15 protein-coding genes are annotated in these 16,264 nt (G+C 36.9%); 3 read left to right on the plus strand and 12 right to left on the minus strand.

Annotated features, from left to right (window positions below):
* Nucleotides 1–9: 9 nt before the first annotated feature.
* The 3 genes from ACRXC1_RS14805 to ACRXC1_RS14815 form a co-directional block, all read right to left on the minus strand.
* Nucleotides 10–792: a cytochrome b N-terminal domain-containing protein gene (locus ACRXC1_RS14805; RefSeq protein ID WP_103218399.1), complete on the minus strand. Its 783-nt coding sequence runs from the start codon at nt 790–792 to the stop codon at nt 10–12.
* A gap of 29 nt (nt 793–821) precedes the next feature.
* A complete protein-coding gene (locus tag ACRXC1_RS14810; RefSeq protein WP_021267552.1) occupies nt 822–1,325 on the minus strand; it encodes a ubiquinol-cytochrome c reductase iron-sulfur subunit in 504 nt (167 codons plus the stop codon).
* Nucleotides 1,326–1,436: 111 nt separating this feature from the next.
* The gene (locus tag ACRXC1_RS14815) at nt 1,437–2,306 is read right to left on the minus strand and encodes a HEAT repeat domain-containing protein (RefSeq protein WP_433659964.1); all 870 of its coding nucleotides are present in this window, start codon (nt 2,304–2,306) and stop codon (nt 1,437–1,439) included.
* 90 nt (nt 2,307–2,396) lie between these two features.
* On the opposite strand from ACRXC1_RS14815, the gene ACRXC1_RS14820 reads away from it, so the two are divergent.
* Nucleotides 2,397–2,942, plus strand: coding sequence for a hypothetical protein (locus tag ACRXC1_RS14820; protein WP_392861057.1), 546 nt, complete (start codon nt 2,397–2,399; stop codon nt 2,940–2,942).
* A gap of 300 nt (nt 2,943–3,242) precedes the next feature.
* Here ACRXC1_RS14820 and ACRXC1_RS14825 read toward each other — a convergent pair whose 3' ends face one another.
* Together ACRXC1_RS14825 and ACRXC1_RS14830 are read right to left on the minus strand one after the other, a co-directional pair.
* A complete protein-coding gene (locus ACRXC1_RS14825; RefSeq protein WP_433659966.1) occupies nt 3,243–4,568 on the minus strand; it encodes a hypothetical protein in 1,326 nt (441 codons plus the stop codon).
* On the minus strand, nt 4,569–5,750 hold the full coding sequence (locus ACRXC1_RS14830) for a thiolase family protein (RefSeq protein ID WP_433659968.1): 1,182 nt from the start codon (nt 5,748–5,750) through the stop codon (nt 4,569–4,571).
* Nucleotides 5,751–5,832: 82 nt separating this feature from the next.
* On the opposite strand from ACRXC1_RS14830, the gene ACRXC1_RS14835 reads away from it, so the two are divergent.
* Together ACRXC1_RS14835 and ACRXC1_RS14840 are read left to right on the plus strand one after the other, a co-directional pair.
* A complete protein-coding gene (locus tag ACRXC1_RS14835) occupies nt 5,833–6,258 on the plus strand; it encodes a hypothetical protein (RefSeq protein WP_392911156.1) in 426 nt (141 codons plus the stop codon).
* Between the two features lie 20 nt (nt 6,259–6,278).
* Nucleotides 6,279–6,710 (plus strand): FliG C-terminal domain-containing protein, encoded by a 432-nt coding sequence (locus ACRXC1_RS14840; RefSeq protein WP_392911154.1) that lies wholly within the window; start codon nt 6,279–6,281, stop codon nt 6,708–6,710.
* Here the strand turns inward: ACRXC1_RS14840 and ACRXC1_RS14845 are convergent.
* From ACRXC1_RS14845 to glmU, 7 genes are all read right to left on the minus strand, one after another.
* Complete coding sequence (locus ACRXC1_RS14845; protein WP_433659971.1) at nt 6,705–7,082, minus strand: hypothetical protein; 378 nt, start codon at nt 7,080–7,082, stop codon at nt 6,705–6,707. The genes ACRXC1_RS14840 and ACRXC1_RS14845 overlap by 6 nt on opposite strands.
* Nucleotides 7,075–7,518: a cyclic nucleotide-binding domain-containing protein gene (locus ACRXC1_RS14850; RefSeq protein ID WP_433659973.1), complete on the minus strand. Its 444-nt coding sequence runs from the start codon at nt 7,516–7,518 to the stop codon at nt 7,075–7,077. Before ACRXC1_RS14850 ends, ACRXC1_RS14845 begins: the two co-directional genes overlap by 8 nt.
* The gene (locus ACRXC1_RS14855; RefSeq protein ID WP_433659975.1) at nt 7,499–8,407 is read right to left on the minus strand and encodes a hypothetical protein; all 909 of its coding nucleotides are present in this window, start codon (nt 8,405–8,407) and stop codon (nt 7,499–7,501) included. The genes ACRXC1_RS14850 and ACRXC1_RS14855 overlap by 20 nt, the downstream gene beginning before the upstream one ends.
* Nucleotides 8,400–10,631, minus strand: coding sequence for a hypothetical protein (locus tag ACRXC1_RS14860; RefSeq protein ID WP_433659977.1), 2,232 nt, complete (start codon nt 10,629–10,631; stop codon nt 8,400–8,402). The genes ACRXC1_RS14855 and ACRXC1_RS14860 overlap by 8 nt, the downstream gene beginning before the upstream one ends.
* 18 nt (nt 10,632–10,649) lie before the next feature.
* The gene (locus ACRXC1_RS14865) at nt 10,650–12,881 is read right to left on the minus strand and encodes an ATP-dependent helicase (protein ID WP_433659979.1); all 2,232 of its coding nucleotides are present in this window, start codon (nt 12,879–12,881) and stop codon (nt 10,650–10,652) included.
* Between the two features lie 22 nt (nt 12,882–12,903).
* Nucleotides 12,904–14,733: a glutamine--fructose-6-phosphate transaminase (isomerizing) gene (gene glmS, locus ACRXC1_RS14870; RefSeq protein ID WP_433659981.1), complete on the minus strand. Its 1,830-nt coding sequence runs from the start codon at nt 14,731–14,733 to the stop codon at nt 12,904–12,906.
* 79 nt (nt 14,734–14,812) lie between these two features.
* Nucleotides 14,813–16,201 (minus strand): bifunctional UDP-N-acetylglucosamine diphosphorylase/glucosamine-1-phosphate N-acetyltransferase GlmU, encoded by a 1,389-nt coding sequence (gene glmU, locus ACRXC1_RS14875; protein WP_433659983.1) that lies wholly within the window; start codon nt 16,199–16,201, stop codon nt 14,813–14,815.
* Nucleotides 16,202–16,264 lie beyond the last annotated feature (63 nt).

Here is a 16,264-nt window from a genome sequence, read left to right on the forward strand (position 1 = left end):
AATATATTTCTAAAGTGGTGCTGAAATCCCACCGTCTTTTCTTACACGCCAGAAGTGAACTGCAATTAGAACACCAACAACTAGTGGAATGAATACACAGTGAAGAATATAAAATCTTAGTAGTGCTGGTTCCCCAACGAAACGCCCTGCTAGAAGCTGGAAACGAACGTCGTTTTTATCAGAAACCATAACGAAGTCACCAATTTGTGCTAAAGCTGCACCTGGACCACCGTGACCTAAGAAAGGTGTCGCCTTTGCCATGTTTGAACCAACGGCAATCGCCCAAATCGCTAGCTGATCCCATGGTAGTAGGTAACCAGTAAATGATAGTAGAAGAGTTAATACTAAAAGAATAACACCAACACCCCAGTTAAATTCTCTAGGTGGTTTATATGAACCAGTCATAAATACTCGGAACATGTGAAGCCACACAGTAATAACCATGGCGTGTGCACCCCAACGGTGAATTTCACGCATAATTCCTAAAGGCACGTGCTCTTTAAGTGCAATAATATCGTTATATGCGTACTCTGCAGTTGGTCTATAATAGAACATTAAAAGTACACCAGTAACTGTTAGTGCTAAGAAAATGAAAAATGTAAGTCCACCCATACACCAAGTGTAACCAAGTTGAACCCCTGATTTCTTAAGTTTGATTGGGTGTAAGTGTAAAAACACGTTACCAGCTACGACAGCAGCTCTGTTTCTTGCGTTCGTTGGAGGCCCGTGTCTGAAGATCGATTTCCAGACCTGAGTTTCTCTAATGTAATCAACAACACCTCTTTTAGCCATTGTTATTCCTTCCTATTTATTAATCTAAATTAAACTTTTAAGTAACTTTGTGGATTATCCCACTGACCTTTCTCATAACGATAAATCTTAGTTTTATCGACAATGATTTTTCCTTCAGCATTTAGTGAGATTTTATATCTTTCAAGTGGTCTCGGAGCAGGCCCTTCGAAGTTAATACCATTTTGGTAATAACCAGAACCGTGACATGGACACTTAAATTTTAACTCGGCAGGAAGCCAGTTAGGAACACATCCAAGGTGAGTACAAATGTTAGAAAGAGCGAAAAGACGTCCTTCCATTTTTACAATCCAAACACCGTAACCATTCTTCCAACGCTCGTCTACACCTTCCTCGTAGTCGTTAGGACGACCAGCAACGAAATCCATCTCTGGCTCGAAGTTTACGTTTGGATAAGTGTAACGGAAAATTAATGTTAAGAACCCTGCTACTGCAGAAGTGAAGGCTACCCAACCAACAGTTACGAAACTAAAGAACTCTCTTCGGTTTAACTGTTTTTTTACATCATCAGACATTTTAAAAAACCTCTATTTCTAATCATAAATACACAAATTTAAGTCACGATGACCCAATTTATGATTCATAAGTTATTGCAAATTCATTTTATACTTTGAAGGATGTTATCACTATTTCAACGAATTTAAAACTTCCTTTGCAAGACTAACTACTTTTATATCTTTCTCAATATTAATCATTTTCTCAACGCTTGGCGCCATCTTTTTCCACTCTGCTCGTCTTAACGCAGTGAGTACATTAAACTTAAGGCCACTTATCTCTTGAACAGTTAACTTCTTACCTAAAGACTCATCATTTAGGTTTAAAATTTCATTGACTGTCGCAACGGCCTGATCGTTCTTATATGCGATTAATGCTGTCGCTGCAGCATATCTCACAGAAAAACCGAGGTCACTATTGAGCCTCTTGATAAATAAATCTTCTGTACCATCAACTTCATGTGTAGCAAGAGTCAAGATTGTTACTTGCACCATGGCCGCGTCATCTTTATCAATGAAACTTTTTACAATGTCCCAGTTAAACGAAATACCTTTAGGCATTTTTGACAGTGCTACCATCGCGTGAAAATTAATTTCAGGATTATTTGTTTGTAGAGCATGCTCAAGAACTGGAAGCCCGCCTTCATTCCCTAGTGCCCCAATGGCCACAACAATGAAGTCACGTGTTCTTGGGTCTACAGTTGTCTTATAGATATCTCTTAAATTTGTAACTAACCAAGGAATATCTTCTTCCTTAACTGCACCAGCTGAAATTACTTTAGAAAGCTCAAGTGCTGCAATCCACTTGTTACCAAAGGTTTTCGACTTCATCTCATGAACGAGGTCTTTATAAGAGTGGTCGTTAGAAAGCATTTTCGTCACACCAAAAATGATCAGTGCTCCTACCAGTACGATTGCAATAGGAACCATTAAAGAGCCCATTACCGGATTACTTTCGAGTAGTTTTTTATCTAACTTAGTGTTTTGATTTTTCTCGCTCACGAAGAAATTGCCTTATAGTAAATGTTTTATTAAATATGGGATAAGAATTAGCAAATTAGAGTATAGTTGACAATTATAAAAGGTGAAATTATGGCCTATCTACTTAGAGGACTGATCGTTATCATGGTTGCTGCAATTGGACTAACAACTTGCGTAGCACTAGGATTTGTTGATGTGGGCATTAGCCACATTAAATTGGCCATTCCAGCCTATCTTTATACAATCTTCGCGCAAGCGTTCGTAATGTTTTATTTCATTGGTGTTGCCCGTCTTGTGAACAATATCAATTTAATCCTTACGAGTGAGCAAAATTTAAATGAATTATTTGATGAAGCTCCAGGTGACTTAACTCCTTATAGAGAAAAAGTGAAAAGGTATGTTCACAAAGCAGACCTTGCAAAGAGACAGACAATTCCTTGGACAATGCTGATGATCATTCTTGGAATGATTGCATTCTTCCTTGGTGGTGCACACGATACTAACATGGTCGAGAAAACAACTCACTCAGGTGTTGCTTATGGTTTTATTGCTTCGATGTTAATTGGGTTTGTTAGACAATGGTGGTTCCTTGGTCAGACTCATCAATTACTTAGAGAAGTAAAGACATTGTTTAGTATCCCTGATGGACAAATGTAGTATCCAATTCAAAGTCCTGTAATTTAACTAAGGAATCCTCGAATCAACTTCGCATTAAAACTTGCCTTAGGGCAACTTTAAACGCGAGTTGTAAAATGGTGGTTCCTTGGTCAAACTCATCAATTACTTAGAGAAGTAAAGACATTGTTTAGTATCCCTGATGGACAAATGTAGTATCCAATTCAAAGTCCTGTAATTTAACTAAGGAATCCTCGTTCTCGCTTTTATTTTCTAGCTAAAGAAATGGGGAGCTAGCACCGCAAACAATAGTCCGCCTTTGCGCGGCCAATTTTGCGTGTGCTAAATCGCCTTAAGCCAAATAAAAACTTTGTTTTTTCCAGGTGGGTTTCGACGAGTTCGAGTTCTAGACTCATAAATAATAACGGAGTCATCCCCTTTTACTTGGGCCATAAATTCTTTTAAATAAGATCTTGGAACATAAAGGTTATAATAGAATCCACCAGGAACTGCGAGTCCAGGTTTTACATTATCAACCTGTGTAACTTGATATAGATCCAATAGTTTACTCAGACGCTTTCTTGTATCGTCAGTATCAGCTGAGTTCATCATAACTCGATAAACTTTTGTATTACCGTAACGGCTATCACGATAACCACCACCTTTAATATCTTCCTCAAAAGACGACTGCTCTCTGTCGGCCGAAGAAATATCACGAGGTAGAGTATCGATTGAAGTCAGGACAACTTCCGATTCTACTTCATCACGCTCTTCATCTTCTAAAGTTTCACCAAGAAAGTTTTCAGTGTCATCGACATTTTCAATATCTTTAATATCCAATTCAAATTGTGCAATTTGCTCTTGATCAGCAATCGTTTCATCTGTGAATTTCAAACCTTCATTTTCCCAACGAAACTGCGGCTCATATACACTGATTTTATCTGATAAATATTTCTCATAAGTTCTATTGGCAAACTCAATGGCCCAGACAAGAAAAATTGCGACACCAATAAAGGCAAAGACTTGAGCAAGGCTTTGCATCTTTGAACTTAGATTATCTCTGAATTTTAGCCTCGAGATATTAAAGTTTGTTCCACGAAAGTCTTTTTCCATTTTTTTAACAAAATAGATCCACTCTTGATAAAGAGTTACTTCCATAGAGGTTAAAATCTCGTGATTGTGACTACCTGAAAATGATAGATCGACACCAAGATCAGATACTAACTGATTTGCACTAACATTGCGATTGCCTGAAAGAATATCATTTAAAGTAAAGTGTTCATTTATATAGGCTTCATGCTGAGGAAAAACCTCAACGAAGAAACTACGAAGTAAAATTGAAGTATCGCGCTCACTTTGATGCAAATTACTTGCAAGCTCTTCAATAGAAATATCGCGTGAAATAAAAACAAAACAAATGAATTTATCTCTAAGCCAAGTAAACCATGACTCAAGTGGGCCGACATGAATATTATCGATGATATAGTAGAATCTTTTTGAGATCTCAAAAAGAGTTAAGTCTTCATCAAAGAACACATCCCAAAAGCGTTCAAAATCTTCACGATACTTTCCCTGCCAAGTTACATTTTGAATATCAAGGCAAAGCCAGTCGCGAAAAGATGCATAATCATGATGAAAGAACTTTAATTCATCGTTAACTTTTTTCATTTAAACTCTTTTAATTAAGATACCAATTCCCTGGCCACCACCAATACAAGCACTGGCAATTCCATACTCTTTGCCTTCACTTATAAGTTGGTTTGCTAAAGTCGTTGTAATACGAGTTCCAGATGCAGCAAGAGGATGTCCTAGAGCAATTGCTCCCCCCCAGATATTAACCTTATTTACATCAAGAGCAAGCTCTTTCATGCAAGCAAGTGCTTGAGCTGCAAAAGCTTCATTTATTTCCACAAGATCAATTTGATCAAGTTCCATTTTATTATCTGCTAGAAGTTTACGAATCGCCGGTACGGGACCAATCCCCATAATAGTCGGGTCGACACCAACAACGGTACCATCAATAATTTCAGCAATTGGTTTTAAACCATGTTCATTCACAAAGTCTTCACTTGCCACAAGTGCGACGGCGGCTCCATCAACAATACCAGATGCAGAACCAGCAGTAACAAGTCCATCCTTTACAAAAGATGAACGTAGTTTATTCATATCTTCAAGAGAAGCGCCTTCTCTTAAGTGCTCATCTCTTGAAACTGAACCTTTTCTGATTTCTACTTCACAAATCTCTTTTTGAAGCTTTCCATCTTCATAAGCTGCTGTTGCTCGTTGGTGAGACAAGAGAGCAAACTCATCACAATCAGAGCGAGAAACCTCATACTTGGCCCCAAGGTTTTCAGCAGTAATCCCCATTGGGCAACCCGCATGTTGATCAGTTAGAGCATCAAGAAGCATATCCACATTCTTCAATGATCCGTATTTCGTACCAAAGCGTGCACCATATGTTAAATGCGGAACCATCGACATATTTTCAGTCCCACCAGCAAGTACACAATTGGCCTCTTCTAATTTAATTAAACGAACAGCATCTAAGATGGCCTGTATACCTGAGCCGCAAAGTCTATTAATTGTGACTCCAGGTGTTTCTTGCGCACATCCGGCCTTAAGAGCAAGGTGTCTCCCACCGTACATAGTATCTGTTGAAGATGGGACAACATTTCCCAGGATTACCTGATCAATATGATCGGCCTTTACTCCTATTTCACTAAGTAGTGAATTTGTGGCAGCAACAGCTAAGTCAACTGGCTTAATATCCGTTAAAGAACCACCAAATTTACCAAATGGCGTTCGTTTTCCACCTACTAAAAATACGCGACGGCCTTTATTTAAGGACATATTTGCCTCCATTCACTTACTGTTAAATACTTACTAAAATATATTAGGACGCTTTTATGTCCTAGTCAAAGAAGAGTAATTTATGTCAACAGAAATCAATCGCCAACAGCTAGAGAGATTCAAACAGCAAGAGTATAAGCGCCATGCCTATCAACTAAAGAAGGCCAAGCTTGAGAACTCTCAGGAATATCAGAAGACTGAGAAGAAGCATCTTGCCGACTTAAAAAGACTCAATAAACACTACGAAACAGAAATTAAAAGTGTTGAAAACAGTACAGAACTTAAATTAAAGCAAATAAGAGACAAGCAAACTGAACTCGTTAAAGATGAACGTGGCCGCATGGAGCTTGAGCTTGAAAATATGAAGAAGACTCATGAGGCGAGAGTTGCAGAACTTAAGGAAACTCATGATAATCAGATCGCGCAAATGAATGAGTCACATCGAGATACACTTGATCAAGCGCGCGAAAAATACATGAAAGAAAAAATGAAGTGGGAAGAGGCATAATCTCTCCCAAAGGAAAGTAAATGGAAGCGAATAAGCAAAATGGTGGCGTATTTATAAATGGAAAGGCACAAATTATTGAGATGCTAAAGTTTATGAATTCTGAAGAAAGGGCCACTCTCTTGAAGAATATTCAAATGAGAAACCCTACTCTTGCCAAAGAACTCTACGCTGAAAGTATTACTTTCGATACAATCTACGCACTAGATGAGATTGATCTAAACCAAGTTATTAAGTTTATTAAAGCACCTGTTATTGGTGTTGCTCTTAAAGAGTGTGAGAAATCTTTCCAAAAGAAAGTTCTTACTATTCTCCCAAGAGAAGCGGCAGAAGAAGCTTACTCTTATCTGGTAAAAAATCTTGGAGCAAATGAAGCACGCGATATTCAAAGAGCAAGAAAGCGTGTAACTGACACTATTGTCGCCCTCAATAACAGAGGACGACTTAGTCTATAAATCACATTTATAATTAATTTTTCGATCATCAATTTGGGGGCAGTTTTTAATATTGCCCTCAAATTCTGCCCTCAACTCTTTCGTATTAAGCTGCAAATCTAATAACTCTATCTGAAGAAGAATTCCGTCATCACTTAACTGATCCAAACACTTCGCTTTAATCGAATATTCACAATTGGCAGGATTAATCTTAGCAAGATTAACAAGGGCCCTGTGTAACCTCGCATCACCTTTGGTTTTCTTTTCAATCCAAGAGTCAATATCATCACGTACACCGTTATTATTAGAATCAGGTCCACCATGCCAATCACTACTCTTACCACTACAAGCAACTAAGAAAAAAATACTAAATAGTATCAATAACTTATTCATTAATTAACTTCCTAAACTTGGCCTCAACTTCATCAGTAAAAATAAAATCGCTACTTTTCGTTGTATCAAATATTTTATGCTCAGCTAAAATATTAATGGCACTATCGAGACGATCAATTGTTGTATTAACAATTTTCTTAAGCCATAGCTCATTTGAGTCAATAATCTTTGAGACTTCACTTATTGGAATTGGCACAACTTCAACATCTTCAATAGTAAAGCATGATTCATCATAGACCTTACGATTAATCCCACCAGAAACGCCGAGAAAGTCACCTTTCTTATGAGTACCAGTTGGAACTAATCTTCCATTTTGTTCTTTAACTGTTAAAAGAGTTCCAGACTTTATAAGAAAAATAAATTCAGCACTTGTACTCTCTTTAAATAGTAAGCTTTCAACTTCAACCTTACTACTTTCATACGCGGTAAACGTCATCTATCTCTCCTCTCAGTGCCGTACCATAGCGAAGTCCATATGTAGAAAAATGAATATTCTTCGCTTCAATCTTATTCAGAATTGTCTGTGCGCAAATCGCTCCAGACTGTATTGTTTTAGACCTCTTTCCTAAGAAAGAAAATTGTTTACCAAGTGCCTTTGCTTCAACTAGTTGAATACGATCCGTACTCTCATTGAAATCAGCGAGTCCAATACTATAGTTATTAATTGAGTCAGCATCATATGCAGAGGCACCTGAGAACATCAGCGCAAGGCTTGTTAATGTACCGGCCACTCCAATAACATCCTGTCCTACATATGAATCAAGGTTAAACTTTTCAAAAATTTCATCAACTTTAGTTCTTAGTTGGCCATCTTTAATCCAATCATCAACTCTCACTGAGCCAATTGGTAGTGAAACAGTTTCAATAATTTCGAAAGGTTTTGTTTTAATAAGAATAAGTTCACTAGAAGCACCACCAACATCTAAGATCAGCTGTTTTTTTGACTTCTTCTTCATCATTTCATTAATTCCAAGGGCCGTATAAAACGCTTCGCCCTCACCAGAAATAATTTCAATATCCAAACCAAGCTCAGACTTAATTCTAGCGAAAAACTCAGGAGCATTTTTAGCAACACGAGAAGCTTCAGTTGCCGTAATAATTATCTTATCACAACCTAACCTCTGACACTCTTCTTGATATTCTTTTAAGGCCCTAAAAGTATCTTCCATTGATTTTTCTTGAAAAACACCTTCTTTATCAAGTCCTCTGCCGAGCCCTGTAATTGTTGAAATTTCTTGTACAATTTCTTTAGAATCACGATCAATAACAAGTAGTAGTGTAGAATTAGAACCAATATCTACAGAACCAATTAAATTCTTAGTCATTTTTGAAAATACCTTTAAATAATTTTTTTATTTTGCCTTTATTCTTTTGAAGGACTTTATCAGTTTCTTTCTTTAGTAAATTCTTAGCAGCACTCTTGGCCAATTTTTCAAGAGTATATTCGTAGTCACTACTTAAAGCATAGCCTATCCCTGCTAGGCGATATGGAATTTTGGCTGTTCCATAATCTCTTTCGAGGTCATGCTTTAGCTCTTCTTCATTTACAACAATCGCACCAAGAAGTTCACCAGGAGCCTTGAAGTCAATTTTTCCATTTCCTTCTAAGTTATACTTCCCTTCATCTAATACGACTTTATAACTTTTAAATTGATGATAGCGATCATCTAAGCGCCCACTAAATGAAATTTCACTGATATCTCCGTTAACGGAAATATCTTTTTTCGCTAACTTCTCAAGTTTTTTGAACATACTTCCAACAATATTTGCCAAATTTATCTTATGAAGTTTTGCTTCTTTTACATTTAGTGCAACATTGAAGTCATAACTTTTACCAATTAACTTTCCATCTACCTTACCTGATGCCTTCCCCTCAATAGACCTCACAATACCATGTGGGACAAAAAGGGCTGCACTTGATATATCGACTTCACTAAATGAAGCATTTACTTCTGTCGTTTTCCCTTTCTTATGGATTTCTGAATTAACTTTTAGATTTAGAGGTGCTGTACCAAGTTTTAATCTATTCGATAGAATACTTAGTTTTTTACGGTTCACACTCAGTCCAATCTGACCATTAATTGGTGATTCTCCTAGCATAACATTGGAAAACTTAACTTTAGATTTAACTGGATAATTTGAGAAGACTTCACCATTTGTACTCGAAATATCGACATCAGTATTTTCTTCTTTTACTTCTTCCTTAACAACTTTCTGCTTAGGCATGTGTTCTTTCATTTCTGTCGGAATTTGTATGTCTTGTAGATGCATATTTATGACAGAGGTCTTTAAGTAATCAAAACGATCAACACCAAGAACAAAAGGAGTCGACTGACCAACTTTCACAATCCCCTCAAGAAGTTTTAACTCAATTGCTGATCTTATCTGCTTACTATTTAAGTTGTTTTTAACATTAACAACCACAGGAATGCCGAGTGCAACGATATTACTATCCACACTAGTTGTAATATTGGGAAATAATTTATCATTTCTTGATGTTAGACTTCCCTCGACCTTAAGTTGGCCGTCTTTAATTTTCACTCCGAAGTCACTTACATTAACAAAGTAAGAAGTAATATTATTTAAATCACTTACAAGGTTTATATTATGTAGTTTTAAAACTTCTTTACTTAAATCGTAATCAAAATTTGATTTCATAAACTGGTGTTCTTCAAGTGCAACAACAACTTTTGAAGACATCATCTTCTTATCAACACCACCATCCATTTTTATAGAAAACTTTTTTAGAGGTTTTATAAGAACACTTGATTTAACATTATTAATATCGACTTCAGCATTGAAATTTAGTTTTTTTTCTTCAAGCCATTTATCAAGTACAGTTTCACCAATCATTAACACATCAAAAGATGTTTCATTTGGCTTACCTCTTGAAAGAATAAAATGAGACTTCAATTCGAAAACTGATGTTGTATTGAAGCCGATATCTCTTAGTGCAAGCTTTTCAATATTGACTTCACCAAAGCTTCCGCTTCTTAAAGCATAATTTGCATCAATATTGGTTACATTGAAATTTAAAGCTGCATCGGAGAAAAAACTTAGAACGGCCAATCCAGAGTCAGATTCTTCTATTCCCTTCTCTTTAATAGTTACTTTCTTTTCCTCTTTAAAACTAACAGTTTCCTTTGAAGTAAAAGAGTTTTCCCAATTAGAACCTTTCTTGAATTCAATATAACTTACTTTTGGATTATCTATGTTAACAGAGATGGTTCCGTATCCCATAAGCATTGTCCAAAATGGGATTTCTATTTGTAGATTTTCAAATGAGCAAAGAGGTAGTTTTCGACCACCATGAGGGTAAAGGATATCAACCCCCCTAATATTAACTTTAGAATTAAGGCCAAGGGAGTAATCAAGAGACTGAGTCAAAACTTCAGCATTTGGTAAAGTCTTTTGAAGTTGAGTAGTAAAAGCCTGCCTGATGGCATCTGGTTTTAAATTCTTTTTAGCAACAATTAAAATGATTGCAGAGAAGACAATTAAAAACCCTAAAAATAAAAAAATTATTTTTAATGGTGACTTAGTTTTCACATACCCTCCAATGGTATTCTAGATTAAAGTCAGTGGTGCAAATTTTGCCATAAATTTCTTCTGTGCACCGTCATTAAATTTAATCGTTACCTTTTCATCTCCTGTCGGGCCAATACACTCTAAAACAGTTCCTTCACCATAGAGTGAGTGAACAATTTTTGACCCCTTAGGATAAGTTACTTTCTTTGCACTTATACTTGGCGATTTTTCAACTCGATAAACTGGCTCATCATCATAAACGGGATCACATAGGTCGTCCCAATCATTGTCCATTGATTGCTGGCACCCACCGCCTAGTTTTTTCCAAATATAAAATTTATTCGGTATTTCTTGAATAAAACGACTAAAGCCATTGAAGCGTAATTGTCCAAATAACATACGTCCTTGAGCAAAGGTAATATAAAGTCTTTTCATTGCTCTAGTCATTGCTACATAGAAAAGACGACGCTCTTCTTCAATTGCAACCTCACCATTTTCGATTGACTGATAACTTGGAAAAACTGTCTCCTCAACACCTGTAACGAAGACATATTCAAACTCAAGACCTTTGGCCCCATGTATTGTCATTAGGGATACTTCACCCTGATTCTCTTCCTCTTGTCCAATCACTGAATTATCAAGGGTGATTGTTTCTAAGAAGGCTCCAAAACGGCCATTAGGGTTTTGATCCTCAAATTGAGTAAAGGCACTACCAAGCTCTTCTAAGTTTTCCATACGAGCTTGCGACTCATAGTCTTTAGCAGCTCGAAGCATTTCCCAGTAACCTGATTCATAGAGAAGTTTTTCATAAACAGTCTCTAAGCCTTCACCTTCATCATGAGCAACTTTTGCCTCAGTGATTAGGTGAACAAATTGTGAAAGAGAAGACTTAACACGAGACGAAAGTCTAATGTGTTTAAAATCTTCAGGGTTATCCACAATTCTATTAACAACTTCCCAAAGAGAACTATCAGACTTGATTGCCTCTTCTTCGATTTTTCTTAGTGTTGTTGCACCAATCCCACGCGTTGGTACATTTATAATACGACTTAAGGCCAATGAGTCTTTGTCATTAACAAGAAGTCTAATATAAGCAATTAAATCCTTAACTTCTTTTCTCTCATAGAATTTAATCCCACCCACAACTCGATATGGGATATTAGACTTTCTTAGAGCATCTTCAATTTGTCTTGATTGAGAATTTGTTCGGTAGAAAACGGCCATTTCATCGTAATTAATTTGATCTTCATTATGATGATGGATTAATTGTTCTGCAACAAAGTCTGCTTCTTCACGATCACTAGAGCATTCGACTATTTCAATTGACTCACCTTCTGGATTATCAGTCCACATACTCTTTCCCTTACGTTGAGTATTGCGACAGATAACCGCACCAGCGGCTTCAATGATATTTTTAGAAGATCGATAGTTCTGCTCTAATTTTAAAATTTGAGCATCGCTATAAACTTCTTCGAAGTCTAGAATATTTCTAATATCCGCACCACGCCAAGAGTAGATCGACTGATCCTCATCCCCAACAACACAGATATTTCTTCTTTTCATGGCAAGCTTTGTGACTAGATCAAATTGAGCACGGTTCGTATCCTGATACTCATCCACAAGAATATAGCGGAAACGATCTTGGTACCTTTCAAGCACTTCAGAAAATTTTTCGAAGAGCTGAATAACACCACAGATAAGTCCACCAAAGTCTGTGGCGTTGGCCTTGTGAAGTTCTTTTTCATACTCAAGATACATATCGTAGAAAATATCATCACTTTCTACTTCATAATCTTTATCTGATATATCACGATCCGGATAATGACCGTGATTCTTAAGGTCTTCAATAAAGTATAGTACTTCAGACGGTGACGTTTCTTTTTGCGAAATTCCACGGCGGTTTAAGATCGCTTTTACAACACTCTTTTGTTCAGACGTATCATAAATCGTAAAATTTCGACTAAGGCCTAAGTAGTTTGCCTCAGACCTTAGCATTTTTGCGCAAAAAGAGTGAAATGTTGTCACTTGAAGTGCACCTACATCACAACTAACATCACGTCCGACACGATCACGCATTTCTTTTGCGGCCTTATTCGAGAACGTCAGGGCCAATAATTGAAAAGGAGAAATATTCTTTTCTTCTAAAAGATAAGCAATCTTTGTAACAAGCGTTCTTGTCTTTCCTGATCCTGCACCTGCAAGGATCATCATTGGTCCATCAATCTCTTTAACGGCTTGACGTTGTTGAATGTTGAGATGATCTAACTTCATTTAAATTCCTAATTTACTCTTTTTATTCTACAGTTACTGACTTTGCCAGGTTTCTTGGCTTATCAATATCTGTTCCTAAATTCTTAGCAATATAATATGCAAGCAGTTGGTTAACTACGTTTACATATAGAGGTGCTAAATCTCCAAGACCTTCAAAATTAAGTTCGATATAGTGATCAGAGATTTCTCTTAAATCTTCCTTACCCTTTGGACCGATCGAAACAATTAATCCCTTACGAGCTTTAATTTCTTGAATATTTGAAACTGTCTTCTCATATAGTTCTTCACCAACTAAGGCGATATTTACTTTCTCTTCATCAATAAGAGCGATTGGACCGTGTTTTAGTTCACCTGAAGCATAACCTTCAGCGTGTACGTAAGCGATTTCCTTAAGCTTTAATGCACCCTCAAGAGCGATTGGGAAGTAAGAACCACGTCCAGTATAAAAGAAACCTTTGAACTTATAGATTGCATCTGCAACATCTTTAATAGGTTTCGTATTATCAAGTAACTGCTCTACTCTTTGAGCAAGTAAGCTATAACGTGCTGATAATGAATTTCTTAGTTCATCATTCATGCTTCCATTTGCAATTACTTCAGAAAGAGTTTTACCTGTTAGAACTTGCTGAGTGAAAGCCTTTGTTGAAGCAACACCAATTTCAATACCCGCACGAATCATAAGGTTGACATCACAATCACGATACAGCGTAGAGCCTTCAGTATTTACAATCGAAAGGGATTTCATGCCTCTTTCTTTACACATTGTTTGGGCCGCAAGAGTATCTGCTGTTTCACCAGACTGAGAAATAAACATAGCTAATTCATTCTGATTTAGAATTGGATTTCTATAACGGAACTCACTCGCAACTTCTGCAAAGCATCTAATACGGTTACTTGATTCGAAGTAATCCTTAATCACAAGTCCTGCGTAATAAGCAGTTCCACAGGCAGTAATGCTTACAGCATCCATTGGAAGCTTTGTTGCCGCTTCTAAGCTCTCTTTCCCTTCTCCTTGAAAGTAATATTGAGTTAGTGAACGAATCAACTCTGGCTGCTCGTGAATCTCTTTAAGCATATAGTGCTCAAATTCACCCTTTGAAGCAGGGTCGTGATCAATCGTCTGCTCTTTTGACATATATCTGTGAGTCTTTGTTCCATCTAATTCATAGAAGTTCAGTAGTTGATTATTTTTCACACTTAAGTGGCAAAGAACATTATCTTCAGGGAAGTAAATACGATTTGCCATACCTGCAAGAGCATATGGATCACTTGAAACAAATACTTCAGAGTTTACTTCATTACTTCCACATACTAGTGGAGCACCTTTTTTAACTGCAAAGATTTCATCTGTTTCACGATTTAGAACAACAAATGCAGAAAAGCCTTCAATTCTTTCAAAAGACTTGATGACCGCTTCTTTAATTGGTGTTCCTTGACGCTTGTGAAAAATAAGAAGACCAAGAAAAGTCTCAGAATCTGTTTCAGATTCAAAGTAAATTCCATGCTCTTTTAGTTCATTTCTAATCTCAGTAGCATTCTCAATGATTCCATTGTGAACCATTGCAATCCCATCTTTTGTCGATACGTGTGGGTGAGCATTATAATCTGTTACACCACCGTGAGTGGCCCAACGAGTGTGCCCAATGCAAGATCTTGCATGAATATCTTTACCTTCAAGCTCGGCTTCAAGGTTAGCGATTTTACCTTCTTTTTTATAAACGAGAAGTTCATCATTTTTACTGATGAAGCTAACTCCAGCTGAATCGTAGCCACGGTACTCTAATCTTCTAAGTCCTTCTAGAACAACGTCAACTGAATTTGATGGCCCTAAATGCCCAACAATTCCGCACATAGTCACTTCCTTATATGTTTAAAAAATACTAATTTAAGAAAGATACCATTTTGCGGGCGAAAATAAAATTTTTGCGGGCCTATTTGTCGCTTTTTTTCCTAATGAAACGCTTTGCCATGCCTTCTTTCGTCTCTTGACGCCCTCTGGCAATTGCAAATGAACCATCTGGCATACTTTTACTAATAGTTGAACCTGATGCAACATAGCACTCTTTACCAATCTCAATAGGAGCAATCATTTGTGAATCTGATCCGATAAATGACCCATCACCAATAATTGTTTTATGCTTCTTGGCACCATCGTAATTACAAGTAATGAAACCACAACCGATATTTACGTTGTCACCAATTTCAGCATCCCCTGCATAACTTAAGTGTGAGACAGCAGATTTCTTACCGATCTTAGACTTTTTAATCTCAACGAAGTTTCCAATCTTTGCACCCTCACCAATATCACTTCCTGGTCGAAGCTGGGCCATTGGCCCAATTGATGCACCTTTCGATACTTTTGAGTCTGTAATATAAGAATTTGCCTTAATAATGGCACCGTCTTCAATGATTGAATTCTTAATGGTTACGCCTTGTTCGATCACAACATTTTTACCAATCACAGTTTTGTCATCGATAAAAGCATTCTGAAAAACGTGTGTTCCTTGACCAATGTTTTTAGAATAACAGTAAGTGTGAGACGGATCAGTAAAACGTACTCCTGCTTCAAGCATTAGGAAACGAGCAATAGAGCGTCTTAAATAGATATCTGCCTGTGAAAGCTGAATAAGGTTATTTACACCGAGAAACTCACGCGCATCTTCAAAAAGAAGAGGGGCCACATTTGCTTCAGGGCTAAAAGTATCTGTTAAGTAGAATTCTCCAGATTTATTATTATCTGAAAGATTAAAAACATGATCCATTAAATAAAGAGTTTTAAAAATATAAAGGCCAGAGTTTACTTCCGTTACAAGCCTTTGTTCTTCTGTTGCATCCTTTTCTTCAACAATTTGAAAGCCTGTTCCCTTGCGAATAATACGGCCATAGCCAGTAGGGCCATCAGCAGTGAAAGTTGCACACACGGCATTTGGACCTTTTTCAATCTCTTCAATAAGAGCACTGATTGTTTCTTTTGTAATCAAAGGCGTGTCCGCACAAGTAACGATTGTGTAGTCATAGCCACGAGAGTGCTCAAAATCTTTTAAATATGTTTGTACAGCATGTCCTGTACCTAACTGCTCTTTTTGATAAACATAGTTGATATTTTCATGTCTTTCATTAACGTGTTCTTCAACAAGTTCACGTTGATGACCAGTTACTAGAGTGATGTCTCCAAAATCTTTAAATGTTTCGATGACATAATCGACTAAAGTATTTTGGTGTAATGGTGCTAGTGGTTTTGGGATATCCATTTTTAACCTTGTTCCCTTACCAGCAGCAAGTACAACTACCGCAACTTTCTTTGTCGTATGTTCTGACATATTAAAAACTCCTAATAACCGACTATATCGGTCTCCTTTCACTTTATGAAATTACAACACATT

The sequence above is a fragment of the Halobacteriovorax sp. GFR8 genome (assembly GCF_050955245.1).
In the GTDB taxonomy this organism is placed as follows: domain Bacteria; phylum Bdellovibrionota; class Bacteriovoracia; order Bacteriovoracales; family Bacteriovoracaceae; genus Halobacteriovorax_A.

Excerpts from the sequence above, each read along its gene's own strand:
- ACRXC1_RS14805 (WP_103218399.1), bottom strand. The coding sequence starts at position 792 with ATGGCTAAAAGAGGTGTTGTTGATTACATTAGAGAAACTCAGGTCTGG.
- ACRXC1_RS14840 (WP_392911154.1), top strand. The coding sequence starts at position 6,279 with ATGGAAGCGAATAAGCAAAATGGTGGCGTATTTATAAATGGAAAGGCA.
- ACRXC1_RS14850 (WP_433659973.1), bottom strand. The coding sequence starts at position 7,518 with ATGACGTTTACCGCGTATGAAAGTAGTAAGGTTGAAGTTGAAAGCTTA.
- glmU (WP_433659983.1), bottom strand. The coding sequence starts at position 16,201 with ATGTCAGAACATACGACAAAGAAAGTTGCGGTAGTTGTACTTGCTGCT.
- ACRXC1_RS14845 (WP_433659971.1), bottom strand. The coding sequence starts at position 7,082 with ATGAATAAGTTATTGATACTATTTAGTATTTTTTTCTTAGTTGCTTGT.
- ACRXC1_RS14820 (WP_392861057.1), top strand. The coding sequence starts at position 2,397 with ATGGCCTATCTACTTAGAGGACTGATCGTTATCATGGTTGCTGCAATT.
- glmS (WP_433659981.1), bottom strand. The coding sequence starts at position 14,733 with ATGTGCGGAATTGTTGGGCATTTAGGGCCATCAAATTCAGTTGACGTT.
- ACRXC1_RS14825 (WP_433659966.1), bottom strand. The coding sequence starts at position 4,568 with ATGAAAAAAGTTAACGATGAATTAAAGTTCTTTCATCATGATTATGCA.
- ACRXC1_RS14835 (WP_392911156.1), top strand. The coding sequence starts at position 5,833 with ATGTCAACAGAAATCAATCGCCAACAGCTAGAGAGATTCAAACAGCAA.
- ACRXC1_RS14830 (WP_433659968.1), bottom strand. The coding sequence starts at position 5,750 with ATGTCCTTAAATAAAGGCCGTCGCGTATTTTTAGTAGGTGGAAAACGA.
- ACRXC1_RS14810 (WP_021267552.1), bottom strand. The coding sequence starts at position 1,325 with ATGTCTGATGATGTAAAAAAACAGTTAAACCGAAGAGAGTTCTTTAGT.
- ACRXC1_RS14865 (WP_433659979.1), bottom strand. The coding sequence starts at position 12,881 with ATGAAGTTAGATCATCTCAACATTCAACAACGTCAAGCCGTTAAAGAG.
- ACRXC1_RS14855 (WP_433659975.1), bottom strand. The coding sequence starts at position 8,407 with ATGACTAAGAATTTAATTGGTTCTGTAGATATTGGTTCTAATTCTACA.